The organism is Thioclava sp. F1Mire-8 (assembly GCF_002213165.1).
Lineage (GTDB): Bacteria > Pseudomonadota > Alphaproteobacteria > Rhodobacterales > Rhodobacteraceae > Thioclava > Thioclava nitratireducens.
The window spans coordinates 233,795-252,147 of sequence record NZ_NBNY01000005.1; the positions used below are offsets into that span (position 1 = coordinate 233,795).

Consider the following 18,353-nt stretch of genomic DNA (forward strand, 5'->3'; position numbering starts at 1 on the left):
TCAGACCGCGATATTGTCGATCAGACGCACATCGCCGAGCCAGATCGCGGCCAGCATCCGCGTCGGTTGCGACAGATCCGCCGCGGGCTTCAGCCCGTCGACCGTGCGCAGCTCGAGGTAATCGAGTTCCCCAAAGCCCGCTTCCTTCAACTCGGCTTTCGCATCGTTGAGCGCGCCTTCGACCGGCACGCCGTCGCGGATCTTCGCGGCCGCCTCCTGCATCACCTTATGCAGACGCGGCGCCAGTGCTCGCTCCTGAGCCGTCAGCCGCACATTGCGCGAGGACATTGCCAGACCGTCCTCTTCGCGGATGGTCGGGCAGCCGATGATGCGGATCGGCATGTTGAGATCGCGGGTAAGCTGCTGGACCACCTGCAATTGCTGCCAATCCTTCTCGCCGAAGAATGCGCGCCCCGCCTGCGTCATGCCGAAGAGCTTCGAGCAGACCGTCGCCACGCCATCGAAATGGCCCGGCCGGAAGGCGCCCTCGAGCGGCTCGGTGATACCCGACACGGACACGGTGGTAGAGAACCCGTCGGGATAGACCTCGTCCACACCGGGCGCGAAGAGCACGTCGACCCCTTCCGTTTCCAGAAGCGCCAGATCCTGTGCCTCGTCGCGCGGGTATTTGTCGAGATCCGAGGCATTGTTGAACTGCATCGGGTTCACGAAGACCGTCACGATCACGCGGTCCGATTGCTTGCGCGCGGCGCGGGCGAGACTGAGGTGGCCGTCATGCAGCGCGCCCATCGTCGGCACCACGCCGACCAGCATCCCCGAGCGCTTCCACGCCGCCACCTTGTCGCGCAGTTCAGCGGCCTTGCGGATCACCTGCGTCATTTCTTCACCTCATCGGCGAAGCTGTGCTCGGCTGCCGGGAAGCTGCGATCACGTACTTCGGCTGCGTAATCGGCGACGGCGGCTTCGGCTTCCTGACCGAGCTGGCCGAAACGCTTGACGAATTTCGGTTTGAAATCGGTGAAGAGGCCCAGCATGTCATCGACCACCAGCACCTGCCCGTCGCAGCCGGCGCCCGCGCCGATGCCGACAGTGGGGATAGCGACCATCTCGGTGATCTCGTCGGCCAGCCCCTGCGGCACTTTTTCCAGCACCACCGAGAACGCCCCCGCGTCGGCAACCGCCTTCGCATCCTTGACCAGACGCGCCCGGCTGTCGCCGCGGCCCTGCACCTTGTAGCCACCCAGCGTGTTCACCGATTGCGGGGTCAGCCCGATATGGGCCTGCACCGGGATACCGCGCGCGGTCAGGAAAGCGATGGTCTCGGCCATATGCGCGCCGCCTTCGAGCTTCACCGCCCCCGCGCCGGTCTCGGCCATCAGCCGCGACGCGTTGCGGAACGCCTGCGCCGGGCTTTCCTCGTAGGAGCCGAAGGGCATGTCGATCACCATCAGCGCGTTAGACAGACCGCGCGCCACGGCCTTGCCGTGGAGGATCATCATTTCCATGGTGACGCCCAGCGTCGAAGGCAGTCCGTGGAGCACCATGCCCACCGAGTCGCCGACCAGCACGAGATCGCAATGGCTGTCGACCAGCTTCGCAATCGGCGTGGTGTAGGCGGTCAGGCAAACGATCGGCGCGCCGCCCTTCATCGCGAGAATATCTGCGGGCATCTTCTGCCGCGTGGTTCCGGTGACGCTCATGGCATCCTCCTGATCTGCTTGCGCGCGAGTCCTAGCGTCACCCGGCCCGCAAGGAAAGACGTGAACGCGCAAACGCTGCGACATCGGGCGCGTCGCGCATGATTTTGCCCCGCTCGCGAAAAGACCGAGCCCCCATGAAAAACGGCGCGAGGTTGCCCCACGCGCCGCAGATTTCTTGTCCAAGATCGGTTCGATCAGTTGTTGCTATCGACACAGGTGCCGGTGCCAGAATAGCCGCAATCGACAGTGGAGTTGGCATTCTCTCCCGAGCCGCCGACCTCTTGGGCCATCGCGACCGAAGCCTGGTGCTGTTCCTCTTCGACTTTCTTCTGATCGGGAATCCGGCCCGCTTTCCACGCGGCCTCGTCTTCGTTGATCGCCACCTGATTATAGGCGGAGACCACGTAGCCCGAATGCAGCTGCACCACGGGCCCTTCCATCTCGAGGCTTTCGGCGCGGCTGCGAACCTTCACCGGCGTGCCCTTCGGCACTTTCGAGAACAGGTCGATGATGTCCTGGTTGAAGAGGCGGATACAGCCGGCCGACGTCGCACGACCGATCGAGGACGGGTCCATCGTGCCGTGAATCCGGTAATAGGTATCGCGGTTGCCCTGGTAAAGATAAAGCGCGCGCGCCCCCAGCGGGTTGTCCAGACCGCCCGGCAGACCGTCTTTCAGCGGCCCGTAGAGGTCGGGATCTTCCTGGATCATGTTCTGGGTCGGCGTCCAGCTCGGATATTCCTGCTTGCGCTCGATCGTGGCGCTGCCCGAGAAAGTCTTGCCATCGCGGCCCACGGCGATGCCGTAGCGCTCTGCCTTGCCCGGCTCGGTGATGTAGTAGAGGAAGCGCGCATAAGGATCGACGACGATCGTCCCGACGGCCTCGGGCCCGTGATAGGGCACGATCTGACGGCGGTTGCGCTCAACCAAATACTTCGGGTTGATCGCCGGGATGGTTTTCCCGTCATCTTCGCGCGCCTGATATTCCGAGGGCACGGCCTTCGTCGACTGGGTCGGTTGCGCGTAGCGCTGTTCCGGCGCACTCGCGCAGGCAGCCAAGATGCCAGCCAGCCCGAAGAGCATGGCCGGTCGGATCGCGCGTTTGAGCGTCGAATAACTCGCGGTCACTTGCAATATTCCTGTCTCTTTTTCGGTGGGCCTTCTGCCCGGTTCCGTCATTCAAGGGGCTAGATAGGGGAAAGTTCCCTCCACTCACACTCACATGAATGTGATCGGAGCGACTCCGGCAGATTCCTGCCCCCTTGATTTTCCGCGCGTGCAAGCGGAGCGTGCTGCGAAATCGCGTGACAAGAGGAGGTGCCGCGCATGAGTTTGCCGCTTTGGTTCGATCCCGAGGAGATACTGATCGGAGGCGTCTGGCACAAGCCCAATGCGCGCCTGCAAGTGGCATGCCCGTCCGATGGGCGCGAAATCGCGCAGATCGCCCGCGGCGGCTCGGAGGAGATCGACGCGGCGGTCGAGGCCGCGCAGGCCGCGCTTGCGGGCGAATGGGGGCAGTTGAGCGCGGCGGAACGCGGGCGGCTCCTGCTGAAGATGTCGGGGCTCGTGCTGGCCCATGCCGAGGATCTCGCGGTGATCGAGGCGCTCGATGTCGGCAAACCACTGACGCAGGCACGGGCCGATGTGGCGGCGCTCGCGCGCTATCTCGAATTCTACGGCGGCGCCGCCGACAAGGTGATGGGCGAGACGATCCCCTATCTCAACGGCTACACCGCCTACACGCTGCGCGAGCCGCACGGCGTTACTGCGCATATCGTGCCGTGGAACTACCCGATGCAGATCATCGGCCGCTCGGTCGGGGCCGCGCTGGCGATGGGCAACGCGGCGGTCGTGAAACCCGCCGAGGAAGCCTCGCTCACCGCGCTGGCCTTCGGACGGATCGCGCAAGAAGCCGGAATGCCAGCCGGGGCGCTCAATATCGTGCCCGGTCTGGGCGAAGAAGCCGGCGCCGCGCTCTCGGCCCATCCGGGGATCGACCACATCTCCTTCACCGGATCGGTCGCGGTGGGCCAGCGCATCCAAGCTGCGGCGGCCACCAATGTCGTGCCCGTCACGCTGGAACTCGGTGGCAAATCCCCGCAGCTCGTCTTCGCCGATGCCGATCTCGACCGCGCGCTGCCCTTCCTCGTGAATGCGGGCATCCAGAACGCGGGCCAGACCTGCTCGGCCTCGTCGCGCATCCTCGTACAGCGCAGCCGCTACGACGAGGTTCTGGAAATGATGGCCGCACGCTATCGAAGCCTCGTCGCGGGACCCGCGCTTGGCGATCACGACCTCGGCCCGCTGATCTCGGCGCGGCAGAAGGAGATCGTCGAGGGCTACCTCGCGCTCGCCGCCGACCTTACTATCGCGGCCCGAGGCCGGATCGCCGAGGACGCCCCGGCGAGCGGCCATTACGTCGCGCCGACCCTGATCGGTGGCGGCCACGGCGCACATCGGCTTGCGCAGGAGGAAATCTTCGGCCCGGCGCAGATCGTCATCCCCTTCGAGGACGAGGAAGAGGCCGTCGCGATCGCGAACGGCACAGAATACGGGCTCGTCGCCTCGGTCTGGTCGGAGAATGGCGGACGGACGATGCGGCTCGCTCGGCGGCTCCGCGCGGGGCAGGTCTTCCTGAACAATTACGGCGCGGGCGGCGGGGTGGAGCTTCCCTTCGGCGGCATCGGCAAATCCGGGCACGGGCGCGAGAAAGGGTTCGAGGCGCTCTATGGCTTCTCCGTCCTGAAAACCGTCGCCGCCTGGCATGGCTGAGGGTTTCGGCTTGGCGGAAATACCCCGGGGGTGAGGCGGGATCAGCGGCCTTCCGGTGGAAGGACGCCCCGACGAACGCCCGAAGCGCAAGCGAAGGGCCGGAACCGGGGCAGAGCCCCCTTGCACCCGATGTGTCCTGCGACAACAGTAGGCCCCGAGGAGGAGGAGAGATGAGACTGGAAGGCAAAAGCGCGATCGTCACCGGCGCGGGCTCGGGCTTCGGGGCGGGGATCGCGCGCCGCTTCGCCGCCGAGGGCGCGCGTGTACTGGTCGCGGATCTCAACGCGGAGGCCGCACAGGCCATTGCGGACGAAACCGGCGGCGTGGCCTGCACCGTGGATGTCAGCCGCGATGCGGACGTTGCTGCCATGGCGGAGGCCGCACGCGAGGCCTTCGGTCAGATCGACATTCTGGTGAACAACGCCGGGACCACTCATCTGCCGAAGCCGATGGAGGACGTGAGCGAGGAGGAATTCGATCGAATCCTGAGGGTGAACGCGAAATCGGTCTACCTGACGGCGCGCCATATCGTGCCGGAGATGAAGGCGCGCGGCGCGGGCGCGATCCTGAACGTGGCCTCCACCGCCGGCGTCAGTCCGCGGCCCAATCTGAGTTGGTACAACGCCTCGAAGGGCTGGATGATCACAGCCACCCGCGCGATGGCGGTCGAGCTGGCGCCGTCCGGCGTGCGGGTCAACGCGATCAACCCGGTCGCCGGAGAGACCCCGCTCCTGAAGAGCTTCATGGGTGAGGACACACCGGAGATTCGTGCGAAGTTTCTCTCCACCATCCCGCTCGGGCGGTTTTCGACCCCCGAAGATATGGCGAATGCAGCGCTGTTCCTGTGCTCGGACGAGGCGAGCATGATCACCGGCGTCGCGCTGGAAGTAGATGGCGGGCGCTGTATCTGAGAACAGCGGTTTGACTTGGGGGCGTTGCCCCCAAACCCCCAGGATATTTGGACCAAGAGGAAGATGAAGGCAGGGCCGAACAATCTGATCACCGATATCGCCGGGCTGCGCGTGGGCAATGCCGAAGATGCGGGCCTGCGCTCGGGCGTGAGCGTTCTGGTCGGCGAGCGCCCCTTCACGGCGGCGGTGCAGGTGATGGGCGGCGCCCCCGGGACGCGGGAGACCGATCTTCTTGCGCCGGACAAGCTGGTGCAGGAGGTCGATGCGCTTGTGCTCTCGGGCGGTTCGGCCTTCGGGCTTGGTGCCTGCGATGGGGTGATGGCGGGGCTGCGCGCGCAAGGCCGCGGTTTCGCGGTGGGCGATCAGCGCGTTCCGATCGTGCCCGGCGCGATCCTGTTCGATCTGCTCAATGGTGGCGGCAAGAGTTGGGTCGACACGCCCTATCCCGGGCTCGGGCGCGCGGCGCTCCAGGCGGCTTCTGAGCGGTTCGAGATCGGCAGCGCCGGGGCGGGCTTCGGGGCGATGACCGGCACGGTGAAGGGCGGACTTGGCTCAGCTTCGGCCGTGCTGGAGAGCGGCTTCACGGTGGGGGCACTCGTAGCAGTGAATGCGCTCGGCTCGGCGACCGTCGGCGAGGGGCCGCATTTCTGGGCCGCGCCTTGGGAAATCGCGGGCGAATTCGGCGGGCTCGGTCCAGCGCCCCGGCACGATCCCGGCACCGAGCCCGAACCGACGAAACGCCAGGGCGAGGCCACCACCATCGCCATCGTCGCGACCGATGGAGCCCTCAGCCAAGCGCAGGCGCAGCGCATGGCCACCGCGGCCCATGACGGCATGGCGCGGGCCATCGTGCCCTCGCACACGCCGATGGACGGCGATCTGATCTTCGCCGCCGCGACCGGCGAGAAGCCCCTGCACGACCCGGTCCGCGACCCGTTCCAGCTTGGCCATGCGGCGTCTTGCGTGCTTGCCCGGGCCATCGCCCGCGCCATCTATGAGGCCAAAGAACACCCCGGCGATCTGCAGCCCTGCTGGCGCAGCCATTACGGAACATCCCACACCCCGGCGCATTGACCGGACGACCCATCCAGCCCTTCGGAGGACATCATGCTCGACGACAAGACCGACCTCAAATCCATCCTCAAGGATCCCTCGCTTCTGGTGACCAAGGCCCTCGTCGCGGGCGAATGGGTCGATGCCGATGACGGCACCACCTTCGAGGTGACCAACCCGGCGCGCGGCGACGTGATCTGCACCGTGCCCGATCTGGGCCGCGCCGAAACCGCGCGCGCCATCGCCGCTGCAGACGAGGCGATGAAGGACTGGGCGGCGCGCACCGGCAAGGAACGCGCGCAGATCATGCGCAAATGGTACGACCTGATGATGGAGAACCAGGACGATCTCGGCGCGATCCTGACCGCCGAGATGGGCAAGCCGCTGGCCGAGGCGAAGGGCGAGATCGCCTATGGGGCAGGCTTCATCGAGTGGTTCGGCGAAGAGGCCAAGCGCGTCTACGGCGAAACGATCCCGGGCCATCAGCGCGACAAGCGGATCACCGTGATCAAGCAGCCGATCGGGGTCGCCGCCTCGATCACGCCTTGGAACTTTCCCAACGCGATGATCGCGCGCAAGGCGGGCCCGGCGCTTGCCGTCGGCTGCGGCTTCGTCTGCCGCCCGGCCTCGGAGACGCCGCTCTCGGCGCTGGCGATGGCGGTACTGGGTGAACGGGCGGGCCTGCCCAAAGGCATCCTCTCGGTCATCACCTCCGCGAAAGCCTCCGATATCGGCAAGGAATTCTGCGAGAACCACACCGTGCGCAAGCTGACCTTCACCGGCTCGACCGAGGTGGGCCGTATCCTGCTGCGTCAAGCGGCGGATCAGGTGATGAAGTGCTCGATGGAGCTGGGCGGCAACGCGCCCTTCATCGTGTTCGACGACGCAGATCTCGATGCGGCGGTCGAAGGCGCGATGGCGTCGAAATTCCGCAACAACGGTCAGACCTGCGTCTGCGCCAACCGCATCTACGTCCAGTCCGGGGTCTATGACGCTTTCGCCGAGAAGCTGGCCAAGGCGGTCGAGAAGCTCAAGGTGGGCGATGGTCTGAAGGAAGGCGTAGAGGCCGGTCCGCTGATCAACGAGGACGCGGTCAAGAAGGTGCAGGAGCACATTCAGGACGTGCTCGACCACGGCGGCTCGATCGTCACCGGCGGCGCGCGGCACGAGATGGGCGGTACCTTCTTCCAGCCGACCGTGCTGACCGGAGTCACACAGGAGGCCAAGGTATCGCATGAGGAGACCTTCGGCCCGGTCGCCCCGCTCTTCAAGTTCGAGACCGAGCAGGAGGCGATCGCCAAGGCCAATGACACGATCTTCGGCCTCGCGAGCTATTTCTACGCCCGCGACGTGGGCCGCATCACCCGCGTGCAGGAGGGTCTGGAATACGGGATCGTCGGCGTGAACACCGGCCTGATCTCGACCGAAGTCGCGCCCTTCGGCGGCGTGAAGCAATCCGGTCTGGGCCGCGAGGGGTCGCATCACGGCGTCGAGGACTATCTCGAGATGAAATATATCTGCCTCGCGGTCTGAGACCGAGCCGAGGCGGAAGGACAGTTCAGAGGGCGGGCCGCGTGTCCGCCCTCTCTTTCATTAATACTCACCGCTGCTTATCTTGTTCGTGAACGAGGACGAGGGGCAGGCTTTGGGCATTTCCGACATTGCGGACGGCATCACGCGCGGGATCGAAGGCATGGGCCAATCGGTCTCGGAAGCGCTGTTCGAACCGGTGATCCGGCTCGGCGTGACGGGTCTGTCGCGCGCGGGCAAGACCGTGTTCATCACTTCGCTGGTCGCGAACCTGCTGGACCGAGGGCGGATGCCTGCGCTGGGGTCCGCCTCCGACATCACCGCCGCCTATCTGCAGCCGCAGCCGGACGACACCGTGCCGCGCTTCGACTACGAGAGCCACCTTGCCGCGCTGACTGGCCCGTCACCGCATTGGCCGGACGGCACGCGCGCGGTCTCGGAGCTGCGCCTGTCCTTCCGCATCCAGCCGCGCGGGATACTGGGCGCGGTGCGCGGGCCGCGCGTCGTGCATCTCGACATCGTGGATTATCCCGGCGAGTGGCTGCTCGACCTCGGGCTGATGGACAAGAGCTATGCCGAGTGGTCGGCCGAGGCGCTGGCGCGTCTGCCGAACCGTCCGCAAGGCGCAGAGTATCTGGCGCAGTCCGAAGCGACGGATGGCACGGCGGAGTTCACCGAGCTGCAGGCCAAGGCGCTGGCGGCGGGCTTCACCCGGTATCTGGTCGCGGCGCGCGATGCGGGGTTCTCCGATTGCACGCCGGGGCGCTTCCTGCTGCCCGGAGAGATGGCCGGATCGCCCGCGCTGACCTTCGCGCCGCTGCCCGCGGGCGACGCCCCACGCGGCTCGCTCCGGCGAGAGATGGAGCGGCGCTACGACGCCTATAAGCGCGAAGTGGTCCGCCCCTTCTTCCGCGACCATTTCGCCAAGATCGACCGGCAGGTGGTGCTGGTCGACGTACTGGGCGCGATCCACTCCGGGCCTGCCGCGCTCGACGATCTGCGGCAGGCGATGGCGGATATCCTGGCGGCCTTCCGCCCGGGGCGCGCGAGCTGGCTGACCTCGCTGATCGGCGGCAAACGGGTGGAGAGAATCCTCTTCGCCGCCACCAAGGCCGATCACCTGCATCACACCCAACACGCCCGCCTCACCGCGATCACCGGCGCACTGCTGCGCGAGGCCAGGGACCGTGCCGATTTCGCGGGCGCGAAGACGCTGGCCCTGTCGATCGCGGCCCTGCGCAGCACGACGGAAGAAACCCTCACCCATGACGGGGCGGAGTTGCAGGCGGTACGCGGGCGGCTGGAGAATGGTAAATCGGTCGCGCTCTATCCCGGCGAATTGCCCGCCGACCCGGCGCAGCTTCTCTCGCCCGCCGCCCAAGGGGCCAGCGCATGGCTTGACGAAGACTATTCGATCATGAACTTCGCCCCGGCCCCGGTGATCCTGAGGCCCGGCGAAGGCCCGCCGCATATCCGGCTCGACCGCGCGGCCGATTTCCTGATCGGGGACAAGCTATGAAAAAACCGGTGATGATCGAGATCGAGGACGCGCCCTCGCCCGCCGAGGCCGCGCCGATCGAGGATATGCCGAGCGCGACCGAGGAACGGCTGGAAGGCCGCGCCATGCAGATCGCGACCCGACTGGGGGCACGCCGCGCCTCGCCCATCGTGCGGTTCTTCTGGCGCGCGACAGTGGCGCTGGTCGGTTTCCTGATTTCCGTCGCGCTCTGGCGCTTCATCGACGGGCTGTTCGCCACCCATCCGATCCTCGGCTGGATTGGCACCGCGCTGGTAGCGGCCTTCGCGCTTGGCGCGCTGCTGATCACGGCGCGCGAAATCGCCGCCTTCTCGCGGCTGGCGCGGCTCGACAAGGTCCACAAGGAAGTCTCGGAAGCGTTGAGCGCCGACGACCTAAGCCGCGCCCGCAAGGTGACGGCCCATGTCTCCGGCCTCTATGCCGCGCGGCCCGAAATGGATTGGGCGCGCAAACGACTGGCCGAGCAAACGGGCGAAGTGCTCGACACCGACACGCTGATGGGGCTGGCAGAGACAGAGCTGATGGGACCGCTCGACGCCGCGGCCCGGCTGGAGATCGAAGCCGCGTCGCGCACCGTCGCCACGGTGACCGCCGTCGTGCCGCTTGCGCTGGCCGATGTGTTCACCGCGCTTACCGCAAACCTGCGGATGATCCGGCGCATCGCGGAAATCTATGGCGGGCGCTCGGGCACACTCGGCTCGGTGCGGCTGGCGCGGACTGTGATGACCCATCTCGTCGCGACCGGCGCGGTAGCGGCGGGCGACGATCTGATCGAGACCGTCACCGGCGGTCATCTGGTCTCGAAACTTTCGCGCCGCTTCGGCGAAGGCGTGATCAACGGCGCGCTCACCGCCCGAGTCGGCATCGCCGCGCTGGAGGTCTGCCGCCCGATGCCCTTCCGCAAACTGCAAAAGCCGCGCGTGACCAACCTGATCGGCCGGTCGCTGACGGGCGTGTTCGGGAAAAAAGAGGACTGATCCTCTTCTTCTTGGCTTAAATATCCCGGGGGCTGGCGGTGCCAGCGGGGGCAGAGCCCCCATTGTCATTTCAGTTTCGGAATACCGCCTGGAAGCGTCTCGCGTTCGACCACGCCCTGACGCAGGCTCATGCCAATGCGATGGGCGAGCGCTGACCAACCTTTCGCCTGTTCAGGCGAGAGCTCCTCGCGCAGCACCTTGTCGAATTCTGCAAGCCAGGTCGAAAACATGCCCGGGCGCACGTTGCCCGCCGCCCGGTGGACCTGCATGGGCGAGCCGTCATAGACCGGTTTGCGCAGGATCGCGTTCTTCCAGAACCGTGCGACCTTGTCCTCATGTGTCGGCCAGTCGGTGACATGCACCGCAAAGACCGGGCCCAGCATCGCATGTTCCCGGACGCGCTCGTAGAAGCGCGCGACGACGCGGTCGATCTCGGCCTCGGTGATCTCGAAACGTGCCAGGGGATTAGCCATCGCCGAACAGGTCCGTCTGCGGGGTTGCCGGTTTCGGAGCTTCCAGCCCCAGATGCCGCCACGCCCGCGCGCCCAGCATCCGCCCGCGCGGGGTGCGGCTGATCAGGCCCTGTTGCAGCAGGTAAGGTTCGATGACTTCCTCGATCGCGTCGCGACTTTCCGAGAGCGCCGCCGAGAGCGTCTCCACCCCCACCGGGCCGCCGCCGTAATGATCTGCCATCAGCATCATGTAGCGCCGGTCCGCGCCGTCGAGACCGAGATTGTCGACGCCCAGCCGCGTCAACGCCCGGTCCGCGATTTCGCGGGTCAGCCGCCCGTCGCCTTCGACCAGCGCGAAATCGACGACTCGGCGCAGCAGGCGGCCAGCGATGCGCGGGGTGCCGCGGGCGCGCTTGGCGATCTCGCGGGTGCCTTCGGGATCGGACGGGATACCCAGCAGCCGCGACCCGCGCGTCACGATCAGGTCCAGCTCATCCTCGGTGTAGAATTGCAGTCGGGTCGGGATGCCGAACCGGTCGCGCAGCGGCGTCGTCAGCAAACCGAGCCGCGTCGTCGCGCCGACCAGCGTGAAAGGCTGCAATTCGATCCGCACAGTGCGCGCGGCGGGGCCTTCCCCGATCACGAGGTCGAGCTCGAAATCCTCCATCGCGGGATAGAGCACTTCCTCGACCGCCGGATTCATCCTGTGAATCTCGTCGATGAACAGTACGTCGCGCGCTTCGAGATTGGTCAGGATCGCAGCAAGATCACCCGCCTTGGCCAGAACCGGCCCCGAGGTCATCTTGAAATTCACGCCCAGCTCGCGCGCCATGATCTGCGCGAGCGTCGTCTTGCCCAGACCGGGCGGGCCGTGGAACAGCGTGTGATCCATCGCCTGGCTGCGCATCTTCGCGCTCTCGATGAAGACCCGCAGATTGGCGCGGGCCTCGGCCTGACCGGTGAATTCTTCCAGCGCCTGAGGCCGCAGAGCGCGGTCGGCGTCTTCGGGCAAGCGGTCGGGCCGCAACGTGGGATCGGGTTCGCTCATCGTCATCTACTGTCGCGCCTTTGGCGGAGGGGAGCAAGCGGGGCCCTGCCCCGCACCCCGGGATATTTAGATCAAGAAGAAGATCAATCCTTCGGGGCCAGGAGCCGAAGCGCCGCGCGGATCAGCTTGGCGGTATCGGTGACCTCCGGATCGTCATTGGCCTGCGCCACAGCCCCTGCCGCGTCCGAGGGCGCGTAGCCCAAATTGGTGAGCGCAGAAATCGCCTCGGCGGTGAAGTTCACCTTCGGCGTGGCGGCGGGCGCAGCTTTCTTCGCGGGCTTTTTCGCGGGCGCATCCTCGATCACCTCGGGAGAGGCGTCGACGGTCAATTCCGCGCCCATTGCCATGACGGAAGGTGCTTTCTCTTTCAGTTCCAGCACCACACGTTGCGCGAGTTTCGGACCGACGCCGGGGGCCGATTTCACCGCTGACCAATCGCCCAGCGCGATCGCCCGGCCCAGCCCTTCCGCGCCGAGCGTGCCGAGGATCGCGAGCGAGGCTTTCGCACCGATCCCCTGTACCGAGGTCAGCAGCCGGTGCCATTCCTTCTCCAGCAGCGTCGGGAAGCCGAAGAGTTGCAAAAGGTCTTCGCGCACCAGAAGGTCGGTATAGAGCGCGCAGGCCTGGCCTACGGGCGGCAGAGATTGTGCAGTGCGCTGGCTGACATGGACGACATAGCCCACCCCGCGCACGTCGATCATGACGTGGTCGAGCGCGCGGTGGATGATGACGCCTGCGATGCGACCGATCATGCGCGCCTCCGTTGCGTCGTGCCGAGGGCCTCGCGGGAGAGCTGCGCCGCGTTCATCCGGGCCGCCGATTGCAGGTGGAAGGCGTGGCAGATCGCGATGGCGAGCGCATCGGCGGCATCCGGGCCTTCGAACTGTACGCCGGGCAGTTGGTGGCGCACCATGTGCTGCACCTGCGTCTTGTCGGCATGACCGACGCCGACGACGGTTTTCTTGATCGCGTTCGGGGCGTATTCGCCGACCTCGAGCCCCGCCTGCGCCGGCGCCAGAAGCGCGATGCCGCGCGCCTGCCCCAGTTTCAGCGTCGCAACGGCGTCCTTGTTGACGAAGGTCTGCTCCACCGCCGCGGCCTCGGGCGCGTGAGTCGCGATGACCGCGCTCAGCCCTTCGTGCAGCACCAGCAGGCGCTTTGCCAAATCCTTACCTTCGGAGTGGAGAATCCCGTTCGCGACGTGCCTGAGCCGCGATCCGTCCATCTCGATCACGCCCCATCCGAGATTGCGCAACCCCGGATCGATCCCGATCACCCGCATCTGCCCTGCCTCGTTCTCGTGTTGTTTCGCAAGAACTAGCACGAAAAGGGAACATCGGCCAGAGGCGATGCAGAAACGGGCCTTCTATCACATGCGATTCCTGCATGGCGGGGCTGCCAAAACTGAGATTGTTTTCGCGCTCTGCCAGTCTTATCTGCGCCTCAGAAGATGGAATGCCCGAAACTTGAGCAGTTTGTGAACGAAGGATCCTCCCCATGGCTTCGATGGATATCAACACCCGCATGAGCCGCAGCGCCCGACCGAGCGTCATCACCTCGCTGATCGCCGCCCTGCACGACTGGAACGACGCACGCGTCACCCGCAAGGCTCTGATGAAGCTCAGCGACCGCGCGCTGGACGATATCGGCCTGACCCGGCTCGACGTGGCGCGTCTGCGCTAAGTCGACCGAAAGGTCATGCGAAAAGGGCTGCCCCGGCAACGGCGCAGCCCTTTCTTTTTGGGATACAGGCTTGGGTACCTAGCCGATGAACGGTGCGAGCCAGCCGGCGATTTTCCGGGTAATCGGATCGGCATGCATGATCCAGGCCCCCACCCGTTCGAATTGCGAACCACCCGCGAGGCTTGCGACACGCGCCTCGTAGCTAGCCTGCCCAACCTGCGCGAGCATCGCGCCCTTCACCAGCAGAATACCGGCGAAGATCAGCGCCACACCGCGCAACGGAAAATGGCGCCGCACCTTGGGACGCATGGAGTCGAAATAGCTGCGGCCCAAGGCACCGGACGCCTCGAATGCGCCGCCAGCCTGATGAATCTGGTCGATCCGATGCAGCCGCTTTTCAAAGGACTCTATTTGTGGATCGCGCATGGCAAACCCCGTTGACTGCGATGCCCCGAAGGCAATTTCTCAAGACAGGGTAAAGCAATCCTTACGACAATCAGAGCGGATTTGTGGCGGATTAGGCGCGCTGCATGACCAATGTCGTCCATTCGCCGAATTCCTTACGCGAATGGGAAACAAAGCCCTGCGCCTGATAGGCGGCGACGACTTCATCGGCCTGTTCGTTGAGAATCCCGCTGAGGATCACAAAGCCCGATTCGGCGCAGTTGCGGCCCATTTCGGGGGCAAGCGCGACGAGCGGGCCTTTCAGGATATTGGCGAAGATCAGATCGAAGGGGGCGGCCTCTTTCAGGCGCGGATCGCCGAAGCCCGCGGCCTCGATGCAGATCACGCGGCCTTCGAGTCCGTTCACCGCGACATTCGCCGCTGCCGTTTCCACCGCGACCGGATCGATATCGGAGGCCAGAACCGGTTCGGGCCAGAGCTTCGCCGCTGCCATCGCCAGAACGGCGGTGCCGCAGCCTATATCGGCGACGTTGTGGAAGGTGTGACCCTCGTTCGCCAGATCGTCGAGCGCGGTCAGGCAGCCCGAGGTGGTCCCGTGATGGCCCGTCCCGAAGGCCATCGCCGCATCGATCCGCAGGGCGATCGTATCGGCGGGAATTTTGTCCTCGTCATGGCTGCCGTAGAGGAAGAAGCGGCCCGCGCGCACCGGGGCCAGTTCGCGCCGCACATGGGCGACCCAATCGGTCTCCGGGATTTCCGAGACGACGAAGGGCTGCGCCCCGTGCGAGATCGCCAGCAGGTCGAGCGCCACGTCGTCAGGTGCCTCGAGGAAATAGCCCGAGACCTCATAGCGGCCCGACCCGTCCTCGATCTCGAACACGCCCGTGCCATAGGGGCCGGGATCGAGCTCTTCGAGACGTTCGGACAGCGCCTCGGCGGCCTCGCGATCGGCCAGCGTGGTAAAGGCGGTGAAGGTGGTCATGGGGCGCGCTCCTCGGGATGGTTGCGCCCGGGCTTAGGGCCGCGGGCGCGAACCGTCAAGCGGCCCGCGCGCCCATCGGATCACGCGTTCAGCCCGATCGGGCAGGTCACGCCGGTCCCCCCGATGCCGCAATAGCCGCCGGGGTTCTTCTCCAGATATTGCTGGTGATAATCCTCGGCATAGTAGAAGGGCGGCGCGTCCATGATCTCGGTGGTGATAGTTCCGTAGCCCGCCGCACTCAGGCGCTCTGCATATGCGTCGCGCGAGGCTTCGGCCGCCTCTTGCTGCGCGTCGGTATAGGTGTAAATGCCCGAGCGATACTGGGTGCCGCGATCATTGCCCTGACGCATGCCCTGGGTCGGATCGTGGTTTTCCCAGAAGATGCGGAGCAAATCGTCGTAACTGACCTTGGCCGGATCGTAGATCACGCGGACCACCTCGTTATGGCCGGTCATGCCGGTGCAGACCTCGCGATAGGTCGGGTTGGGCGTCGGCCCGCCCGCGTAACCGACCATGGTCAGCCAGACGCCGTCGGTGTTCCAGAAGATACGCTCGACGCCCCAGAAGCAGCCCATGCCGAACATCGCCTCTTCCATGCCTTCGGGCACCGGCGAGCGCAGGTCGCGACCCCAGAGGAAATGCGGCTCTGCCAGAGGCATCGCCTCGTCGCGGCCCGGCAGGGCCTCGGCCTTGGTGGGAATGGTGGCGGGTTTTCCGAACAGCATTGTGAGTCTCCCTTTCGCGCCCCTCTCAGATAGGTGCGGCTCGACGAAATTTCCAGTTCACGCCGGAACCGGGCCAAGCCCCTGCAGCACGGTCTCGTAGCCTTTCGAGGGGTGACGCGGCACCAGCAGCGCAAGCCCCAGCGAAATCAACGCCATCGAGGCCGCCAGCCCGAAAACCGCGCCGGGCGAGACCATCCAGAGATAGCCCAGCGTCACCGGCAGGAAGACGGCGGCGATATGGTTGATCGTGAAGGCGACGGCGGCGGTGGGCGCGATATCCTCGGGGTCGCAGATCTTCTGAAAATAGGTCTTCTGCGCGAAAGCCAGCGCGAACAGCAGATGATCGACGACATAGAGCGCGCAGGCGAGCCAGATGCCCCAGCCGAACCAGTAGATCCCGCCATAAGAAAGAAACAGCAGCGTCAGCCCGACATATTCGAAGATCAGCGCGCGGCGCTCGCCGAAGCGATGCACGAAGCGGCCCATCGCCGGCGCGGCGGCCATGTTGACCGCGAAATTGATCAGGAAGAGCGCGGTGATCTCGTCCACCCGCAGCCCGAAGCGCTCGACCATCATGAAGGCGGCGAAGACCACGAAAATCTGCCGACGCGCACCCGCCATGAACGTGATCGCGTAATAGAGCCAGTAGCGGCGACGCAGCACGAATTTCTTCGATTGCGGCTCGCGGGTGTGGAACTGCGGATAAATCAGCGCGGCGGCCGCCATCATCACCATCGTCGCGATCCCGGCGGTGGCGTAGACGAACTCGTAGCTGAGATTGAAGGTCTTCCATGTCAGCACCAGCACCGCATAGGCGGCGAGCGACGCGCCTGAGCCGATGGCCACGATCCGCCCCAGCGTCTGTGGCGCCTTTGCCTTGTCGATCCACTGCAATTGCAGCGACTGGTTCACCGTCTGGAAATAGTGAAACCCGATCGACGAGAGCAGCGTCACGATGATGAGCCCGGCGAAGCTCGGGAAAAGGGCGGTCACCGCCGTCGCCCCGCCCAGAAGCAGCAGCGACAGGATGGCCAGCGTCTGCTCGCGCATTACCCAGAGCACGACGATCACCCCGATCGCGAGGAACCCCGGCACTTCGCGGAAGCTTTGCAGCCAGCCGATATCGACGCCGTCGAAATTCACCACGTCGATGACGAAGTTGTTCAGGAGCGCCGACCAGGTGGCGAAGGAGATCGGCATGGCAGCGGCCATGACGTAAAGCAGCGCTTCGGGTCTGCGCCAGCGGGGCAGCTCGTGGGCTTCGTCGAGCGGGACGGAACGGAACTTCATCATGCTTTCCTTAGACGCGACGGCAGCGTCCACGGCAAGTCTGCAAAAGGTGCGACCTGACTCAGATCAATGTGCGTTTCTGCGGTTTCTGGCAAAACCCGTGCGCGAACGGGAGATCTGGCTATGGACATCATCGCACTCATCGAGCGGATCGGCGAAGGCCCCACGGCGGCGCTTTTCGGGGTCATCACCGGGCTCATCTTCGGCGTGGCCGCGCAGAAATCGAACTTCTGCCTGCGGGCTGCGACCGTGGAATTCGCGCGGGGCAAGCTGGGCGGCAAGGTCGCGGTCTGGTTTCTGACCTTCTCGACCGCGCTGGTCTGGGTGCAGAGCGCGCAGTTGCTTGACCTGTTCCGGCAGGCCGACAGCCGGATGATGTCGGTGCCGGGCTCGTGGTCGGGCGCGATCATCGGCGGCCTCATTTTCGGCGTCGGCATGGTGCTGTCGCGCGGATGTTCGGGGCGGCTTCTCGTGCTCGCGGCGACGGGCAACCTGCGCTCGGTCGTCTCGGGGCTGATCTTCGCCGTGACCGCCACGATGAGCCTCAAGGGCATACTCGCACCGCTGCGCGATAGACTCGCCGGCCTCTGGATTACCGGGGCGCAGAACGTGAATATCCTCGACGCGCTGCATCTGCCGGACTGGACCGGGCTCGCCGTCGGCATCGTCTTCGCCATCGCAGGCATGTATCTGGCCAAGCGCAACGAGATTGGTGTGAAGACGTGGATCTTCGCCTCCGGCGTCGGCTTCGCGGTCGCGGTGGGCTGGGTGCTCACCTTCATGCTGAGCCAGGTCGCATTCGATCCGGTGCCGGTCAATTCCGTCACCTTCTCGGGCCCCTCGGCCAATACGCTGATGTTCTTCCTCGACCGCCATTCGGTGCTGGAATTCGACGTCGGCCTCGTGCCGGGCGTGGTGCTCGGGGCGTTCCTGAGCTCGCTCCTCTCGCGCCAATTCGCATGGCAGGGCTTCGACTCGGTGCCGGTGATGCGGCGCTCGATGATCGGGGCTGTCTTCATGGGCTTTGGCGCGATGCTCGCCGGCGGTTGCGCCATCGGCAACGGGGTGACGGGCACCTCGGTTCTCGCGGGCACCGCGTGGCTGGCGCTGTTCTGCATGTGGATCGGTGCGATGGTGACCGACTTCCTTCTGGACCAGCGCAGCATGACACCTTCCACAGCCTGCTAAGCGCGCTCTTGCGCTTGCGAATAGCGCGTCCCGAGAGTCTCGGGGCGCCTACGCGCCTTCCTGCCGAAGCGCGAAGCTGCGCGAATCCTCACCTTACGGCACCCGTAAAAAAGCGTTAGATATTTCAGGGAAGAACCGCC

Annotated in this window: 19 protein-coding genes; 8 read left to right on the forward strand and 11 right to left on the reverse strand. The window is 65.7% G+C overall.

Annotation, left to right across the window (positions count from 1 at the left end; all coding sequences use genetic code 11):
* The 3 genes from panC to B6V75_RS16905 form a co-directional block, all read right to left on the reverse strand.
* A complete protein-coding gene (gene panC / locus B6V75_RS16895; RefSeq protein ID WP_088720450.1) occupies positions 1 to 840 on the reverse strand; it encodes a pantoate--beta-alanine ligase in 840 nt (279 codons plus the stop codon).
* Entirely contained in the window at positions 837 to 1,661 is an 825-nt protein-coding gene (gene panB / locus B6V75_RS16900) for a 3-methyl-2-oxobutanoate hydroxymethyltransferase (RefSeq protein ID WP_240496991.1), read from the reverse strand. Before panB ends, panC begins: the two co-directional genes overlap by 4 nt.
* A 194-nt stretch (positions 1,662 to 1,855) precedes the next feature.
* Complete coding sequence (locus B6V75_RS16905; protein WP_341865719.1) at positions 1,856 to 2,788, reverse strand: L,D-transpeptidase; 933 nt, start codon at positions 2,786 to 2,788, stop codon at positions 1,856 to 1,858.
* Positions 2,789 to 2,986: 198 nt separating this feature from the next.
* Between B6V75_RS16905 and B6V75_RS16910 the strand changes: the two genes are divergently transcribed.
* The 6 genes from B6V75_RS16910 (at position 2,987) to B6V75_RS16935 (ending at position 10,440) form a co-directional block, all read left to right on the forward strand.
* Complete coding sequence (locus B6V75_RS16910; RefSeq protein ID WP_088720451.1) at positions 2,987 to 4,432, forward strand: aldehyde dehydrogenase family protein; 1,446 nt, start codon at positions 2,987 to 2,989, stop codon at positions 4,430 to 4,432.
* 170 nt (positions 4,433 to 4,602) lie between these two features.
* Entirely contained in the window at positions 4,603 to 5,343 is a 741-nt protein-coding gene (locus tag B6V75_RS16915) for an SDR family oxidoreductase (protein ID WP_075775782.1), read from the forward strand.
* 63 nt (positions 5,344 to 5,406) lie between these two features.
* Positions 5,407 to 6,417 carry a P1 family peptidase gene (locus B6V75_RS16920; protein ID WP_088720452.1) on the forward strand — a complete coding sequence of 337 codons (1,011 nt, stop codon included), beginning with the start codon at positions 5,407 to 5,409 and terminating at the stop codon, positions 6,415 to 6,417.
* A gap of 33 nt (positions 6,418 to 6,450) precedes the next feature.
* The gene (locus tag B6V75_RS16925) at positions 6,451 to 7,929 is read left to right on the forward strand and encodes an NAD-dependent succinate-semialdehyde dehydrogenase (RefSeq protein ID WP_088720453.1); all 1,479 of its coding nucleotides are present in this window, start codon (positions 6,451 to 6,453) and stop codon (positions 7,927 to 7,929) included.
* Between the two features lie 112 nt (positions 7,930 to 8,041).
* A complete protein-coding gene (locus B6V75_RS16930) occupies positions 8,042 to 9,445 on the forward strand; it encodes a YcjX family protein (protein ID WP_088720454.1) in 1,404 nt (467 codons plus the stop codon).
* Positions 9,442 to 10,440, forward strand: a complete 999-nt coding sequence (locus B6V75_RS16935; RefSeq protein WP_233243103.1) for a TIGR01620 family protein — start codon at positions 9,442 to 9,444, stop codon at positions 10,438 to 10,440. Before B6V75_RS16930 ends, B6V75_RS16935 begins: the two co-directional genes overlap by 4 nt.
* A 65-nt stretch (positions 10,441 to 10,505) precedes the next feature.
* Here the strand turns inward: B6V75_RS16935 and B6V75_RS16940 are convergent, their stop codons facing one another.
* From B6V75_RS16940 to ruvC, 4 genes are all read right to left on the reverse strand, one after another.
* A complete protein-coding gene (locus B6V75_RS16940; protein ID WP_088720455.1) occupies positions 10,506 to 10,913 on the reverse strand; it encodes a group III truncated hemoglobin in 408 nt (135 codons plus the stop codon).
* Positions 10,906 to 11,940, reverse strand: coding sequence for a Holliday junction branch migration DNA helicase RuvB (gene ruvB / locus B6V75_RS16945; protein ID WP_088720487.1), 1,035 nt, complete (start codon positions 11,938 to 11,940; stop codon positions 10,906 to 10,908). The genes B6V75_RS16940 and ruvB overlap by 8 nt, the downstream gene beginning before the upstream one ends.
* Positions 11,941 to 12,023: 83 nt before the next feature.
* Positions 12,024 to 12,692 carry a Holliday junction branch migration protein RuvA gene (ruvA, locus tag B6V75_RS16950; protein WP_075775778.1) on the reverse strand — a complete coding sequence of 223 codons (669 nt, stop codon included), beginning with the start codon at positions 12,690 to 12,692 and terminating at the stop codon, positions 12,024 to 12,026.
* Positions 12,689 to 13,222 carry a crossover junction endodeoxyribonuclease RuvC gene (gene ruvC, locus B6V75_RS16955; RefSeq protein WP_088720456.1) on the reverse strand — a complete coding sequence of 178 codons (534 nt, stop codon included), beginning with the start codon at positions 13,220 to 13,222 and terminating at the stop codon, positions 12,689 to 12,691. Before ruvC ends, ruvA begins: the two co-directional genes overlap by 4 nt.
* A gap of 215 nt (positions 13,223 to 13,437) precedes the next feature.
* Between ruvC and B6V75_RS16960 the strand changes: the two genes are divergently transcribed.
* Positions 13,438 to 13,623, forward strand: a complete 186-nt coding sequence (locus B6V75_RS16960; RefSeq protein WP_075775776.1) for a DUF1127 domain-containing protein — start codon at positions 13,438 to 13,440, stop codon at positions 13,621 to 13,623.
* A gap of 78 nt (positions 13,624 to 13,701) precedes the next feature.
* Here the strand turns inward: B6V75_RS16960 and B6V75_RS16965 are convergent, their stop codons facing one another.
* The 4 genes from B6V75_RS16965 to B6V75_RS16980 all read right to left on the reverse strand — a co-directional run bounded on the left by B6V75_RS16965 (position 13,702) and on the right by B6V75_RS16980 (position 17,025).
* Positions 13,702 to 14,049, reverse strand: a complete 348-nt coding sequence (locus B6V75_RS16965; protein ID WP_075775775.1) for a hypothetical protein — start codon at positions 14,047 to 14,049, stop codon at positions 13,702 to 13,704.
* 91 nt (positions 14,050 to 14,140) lie between these two features.
* On the reverse strand, positions 14,141 to 15,010 hold the full coding sequence (locus tag B6V75_RS16970) for a 50S ribosomal protein L11 methyltransferase (RefSeq protein WP_088720457.1): 870 nt from the start codon (positions 15,008 to 15,010) through the stop codon (positions 14,141 to 14,143).
* Between the two features lie 80 nt (positions 15,011 to 15,090).
* On the reverse strand, positions 15,091 to 15,735 hold the full coding sequence (msrA, locus tag B6V75_RS16975) for a peptide-methionine (S)-S-oxide reductase MsrA (RefSeq protein WP_088720458.1): 645 nt from the start codon (positions 15,733 to 15,735) through the stop codon (positions 15,091 to 15,093).
* A gap of 57 nt (positions 15,736 to 15,792) precedes the next feature.
* Positions 15,793 to 17,025, reverse strand: coding sequence for an MFS transporter (locus B6V75_RS16980; RefSeq protein ID WP_088720459.1), 1,233 nt, complete (start codon positions 17,023 to 17,025; stop codon positions 15,793 to 15,795).
* Positions 17,026 to 17,148: 123 nt separating this feature from the next.
* Between B6V75_RS16980 and B6V75_RS16985 the strand changes: the two genes are divergently transcribed.
* Complete coding sequence (locus B6V75_RS16985; protein WP_088720460.1) at positions 17,149 to 18,213, forward strand: YeeE/YedE family protein; 1,065 nt, start codon at positions 17,149 to 17,151, stop codon at positions 18,211 to 18,213.
* The last annotated feature ends 140 nt before the right edge of the window (positions 18,214 to 18,353 follow it).

Coding starts and splice junctions, on each gene's coding strand:
- ruvB (WP_088720487.1), bottom strand. CDS start 11,940: ATGAGCGAACCCGATCCCACGTTGCGGCCCGACCGCTTGCCCGAAGAC.
- ruvA (WP_075775778.1), bottom strand. CDS start 12,692: ATGATCGGTCGCATCGCAGGCGTCATCATCCACCGCGCGCTCGACCAC.
- B6V75_RS16970 (WP_088720457.1), bottom strand. CDS start 15,010: ATGACCACCTTCACCGCCTTTACCACGCTGGCCGATCGCGAGGCCGCC.
- B6V75_RS16910 (WP_088720451.1), top strand. CDS start 2,987: ATGAGTTTGCCGCTTTGGTTCGATCCCGAGGAGATACTGATCGGAGGC.
- msrA (WP_088720458.1), bottom strand. CDS start 15,735: ATGCTGTTCGGAAAACCCGCCACCATTCCCACCAAGGCCGAGGCCCTG.
- B6V75_RS16915 (WP_075775782.1), top strand. CDS start 4,603: ATGAGACTGGAAGGCAAAAGCGCGATCGTCACCGGCGCGGGCTCGGGC.
- panC (WP_088720450.1), bottom strand. CDS start 840: ATGACGCAGGTGATCCGCAAGGCCGCTGAACTGCGCGACAAGGTGGCG.
- panB (WP_240496991.1), bottom strand. CDS start 1,661: ATGAGCGTCACCGGAACCACGCGGCAGAAGATGCCCGCAGATATTCTC.
- B6V75_RS16985 (WP_088720460.1), top strand. CDS start 17,149: ATGGACATCATCGCACTCATCGAGCGGATCGGCGAAGGCCCCACGGCG.
- ruvC (WP_088720456.1), bottom strand. CDS start 13,222: ATGCGGGTGATCGGGATCGATCCGGGGTTGCGCAATCTCGGATGGGGC.
- B6V75_RS16925 (WP_088720453.1), top strand. CDS start 6,451: ATGCTCGACGACAAGACCGACCTCAAATCCATCCTCAAGGATCCCTCG.
- B6V75_RS16980 (WP_088720459.1), bottom strand. CDS start 17,025: ATGAAGTTCCGTTCCGTCCCGCTCGACGAAGCCCACGAGCTGCCCCGC.
- B6V75_RS16960 (WP_075775776.1), top strand. CDS start 13,438: ATGGCTTCGATGGATATCAACACCCGCATGAGCCGCAGCGCCCGACCG.
- B6V75_RS16935 (WP_233243103.1), top strand. CDS start 9,442: ATGAAAAAACCGGTGATGATCGAGATCGAGGACGCGCCCTCGCCCGCC.
- B6V75_RS16940 (WP_088720455.1), bottom strand. CDS start 10,913: ATGGCTAATCCCCTGGCACGTTTCGAGATCACCGAGGCCGAGATCGAC.
- B6V75_RS16965 (WP_075775775.1), bottom strand. CDS start 14,049: ATGCGCGATCCACAAATAGAGTCCTTTGAAAAGCGGCTGCATCGGATC.
- B6V75_RS16920 (WP_088720452.1), top strand. CDS start 5,407: ATGAAGGCAGGGCCGAACAATCTGATCACCGATATCGCCGGGCTGCGC.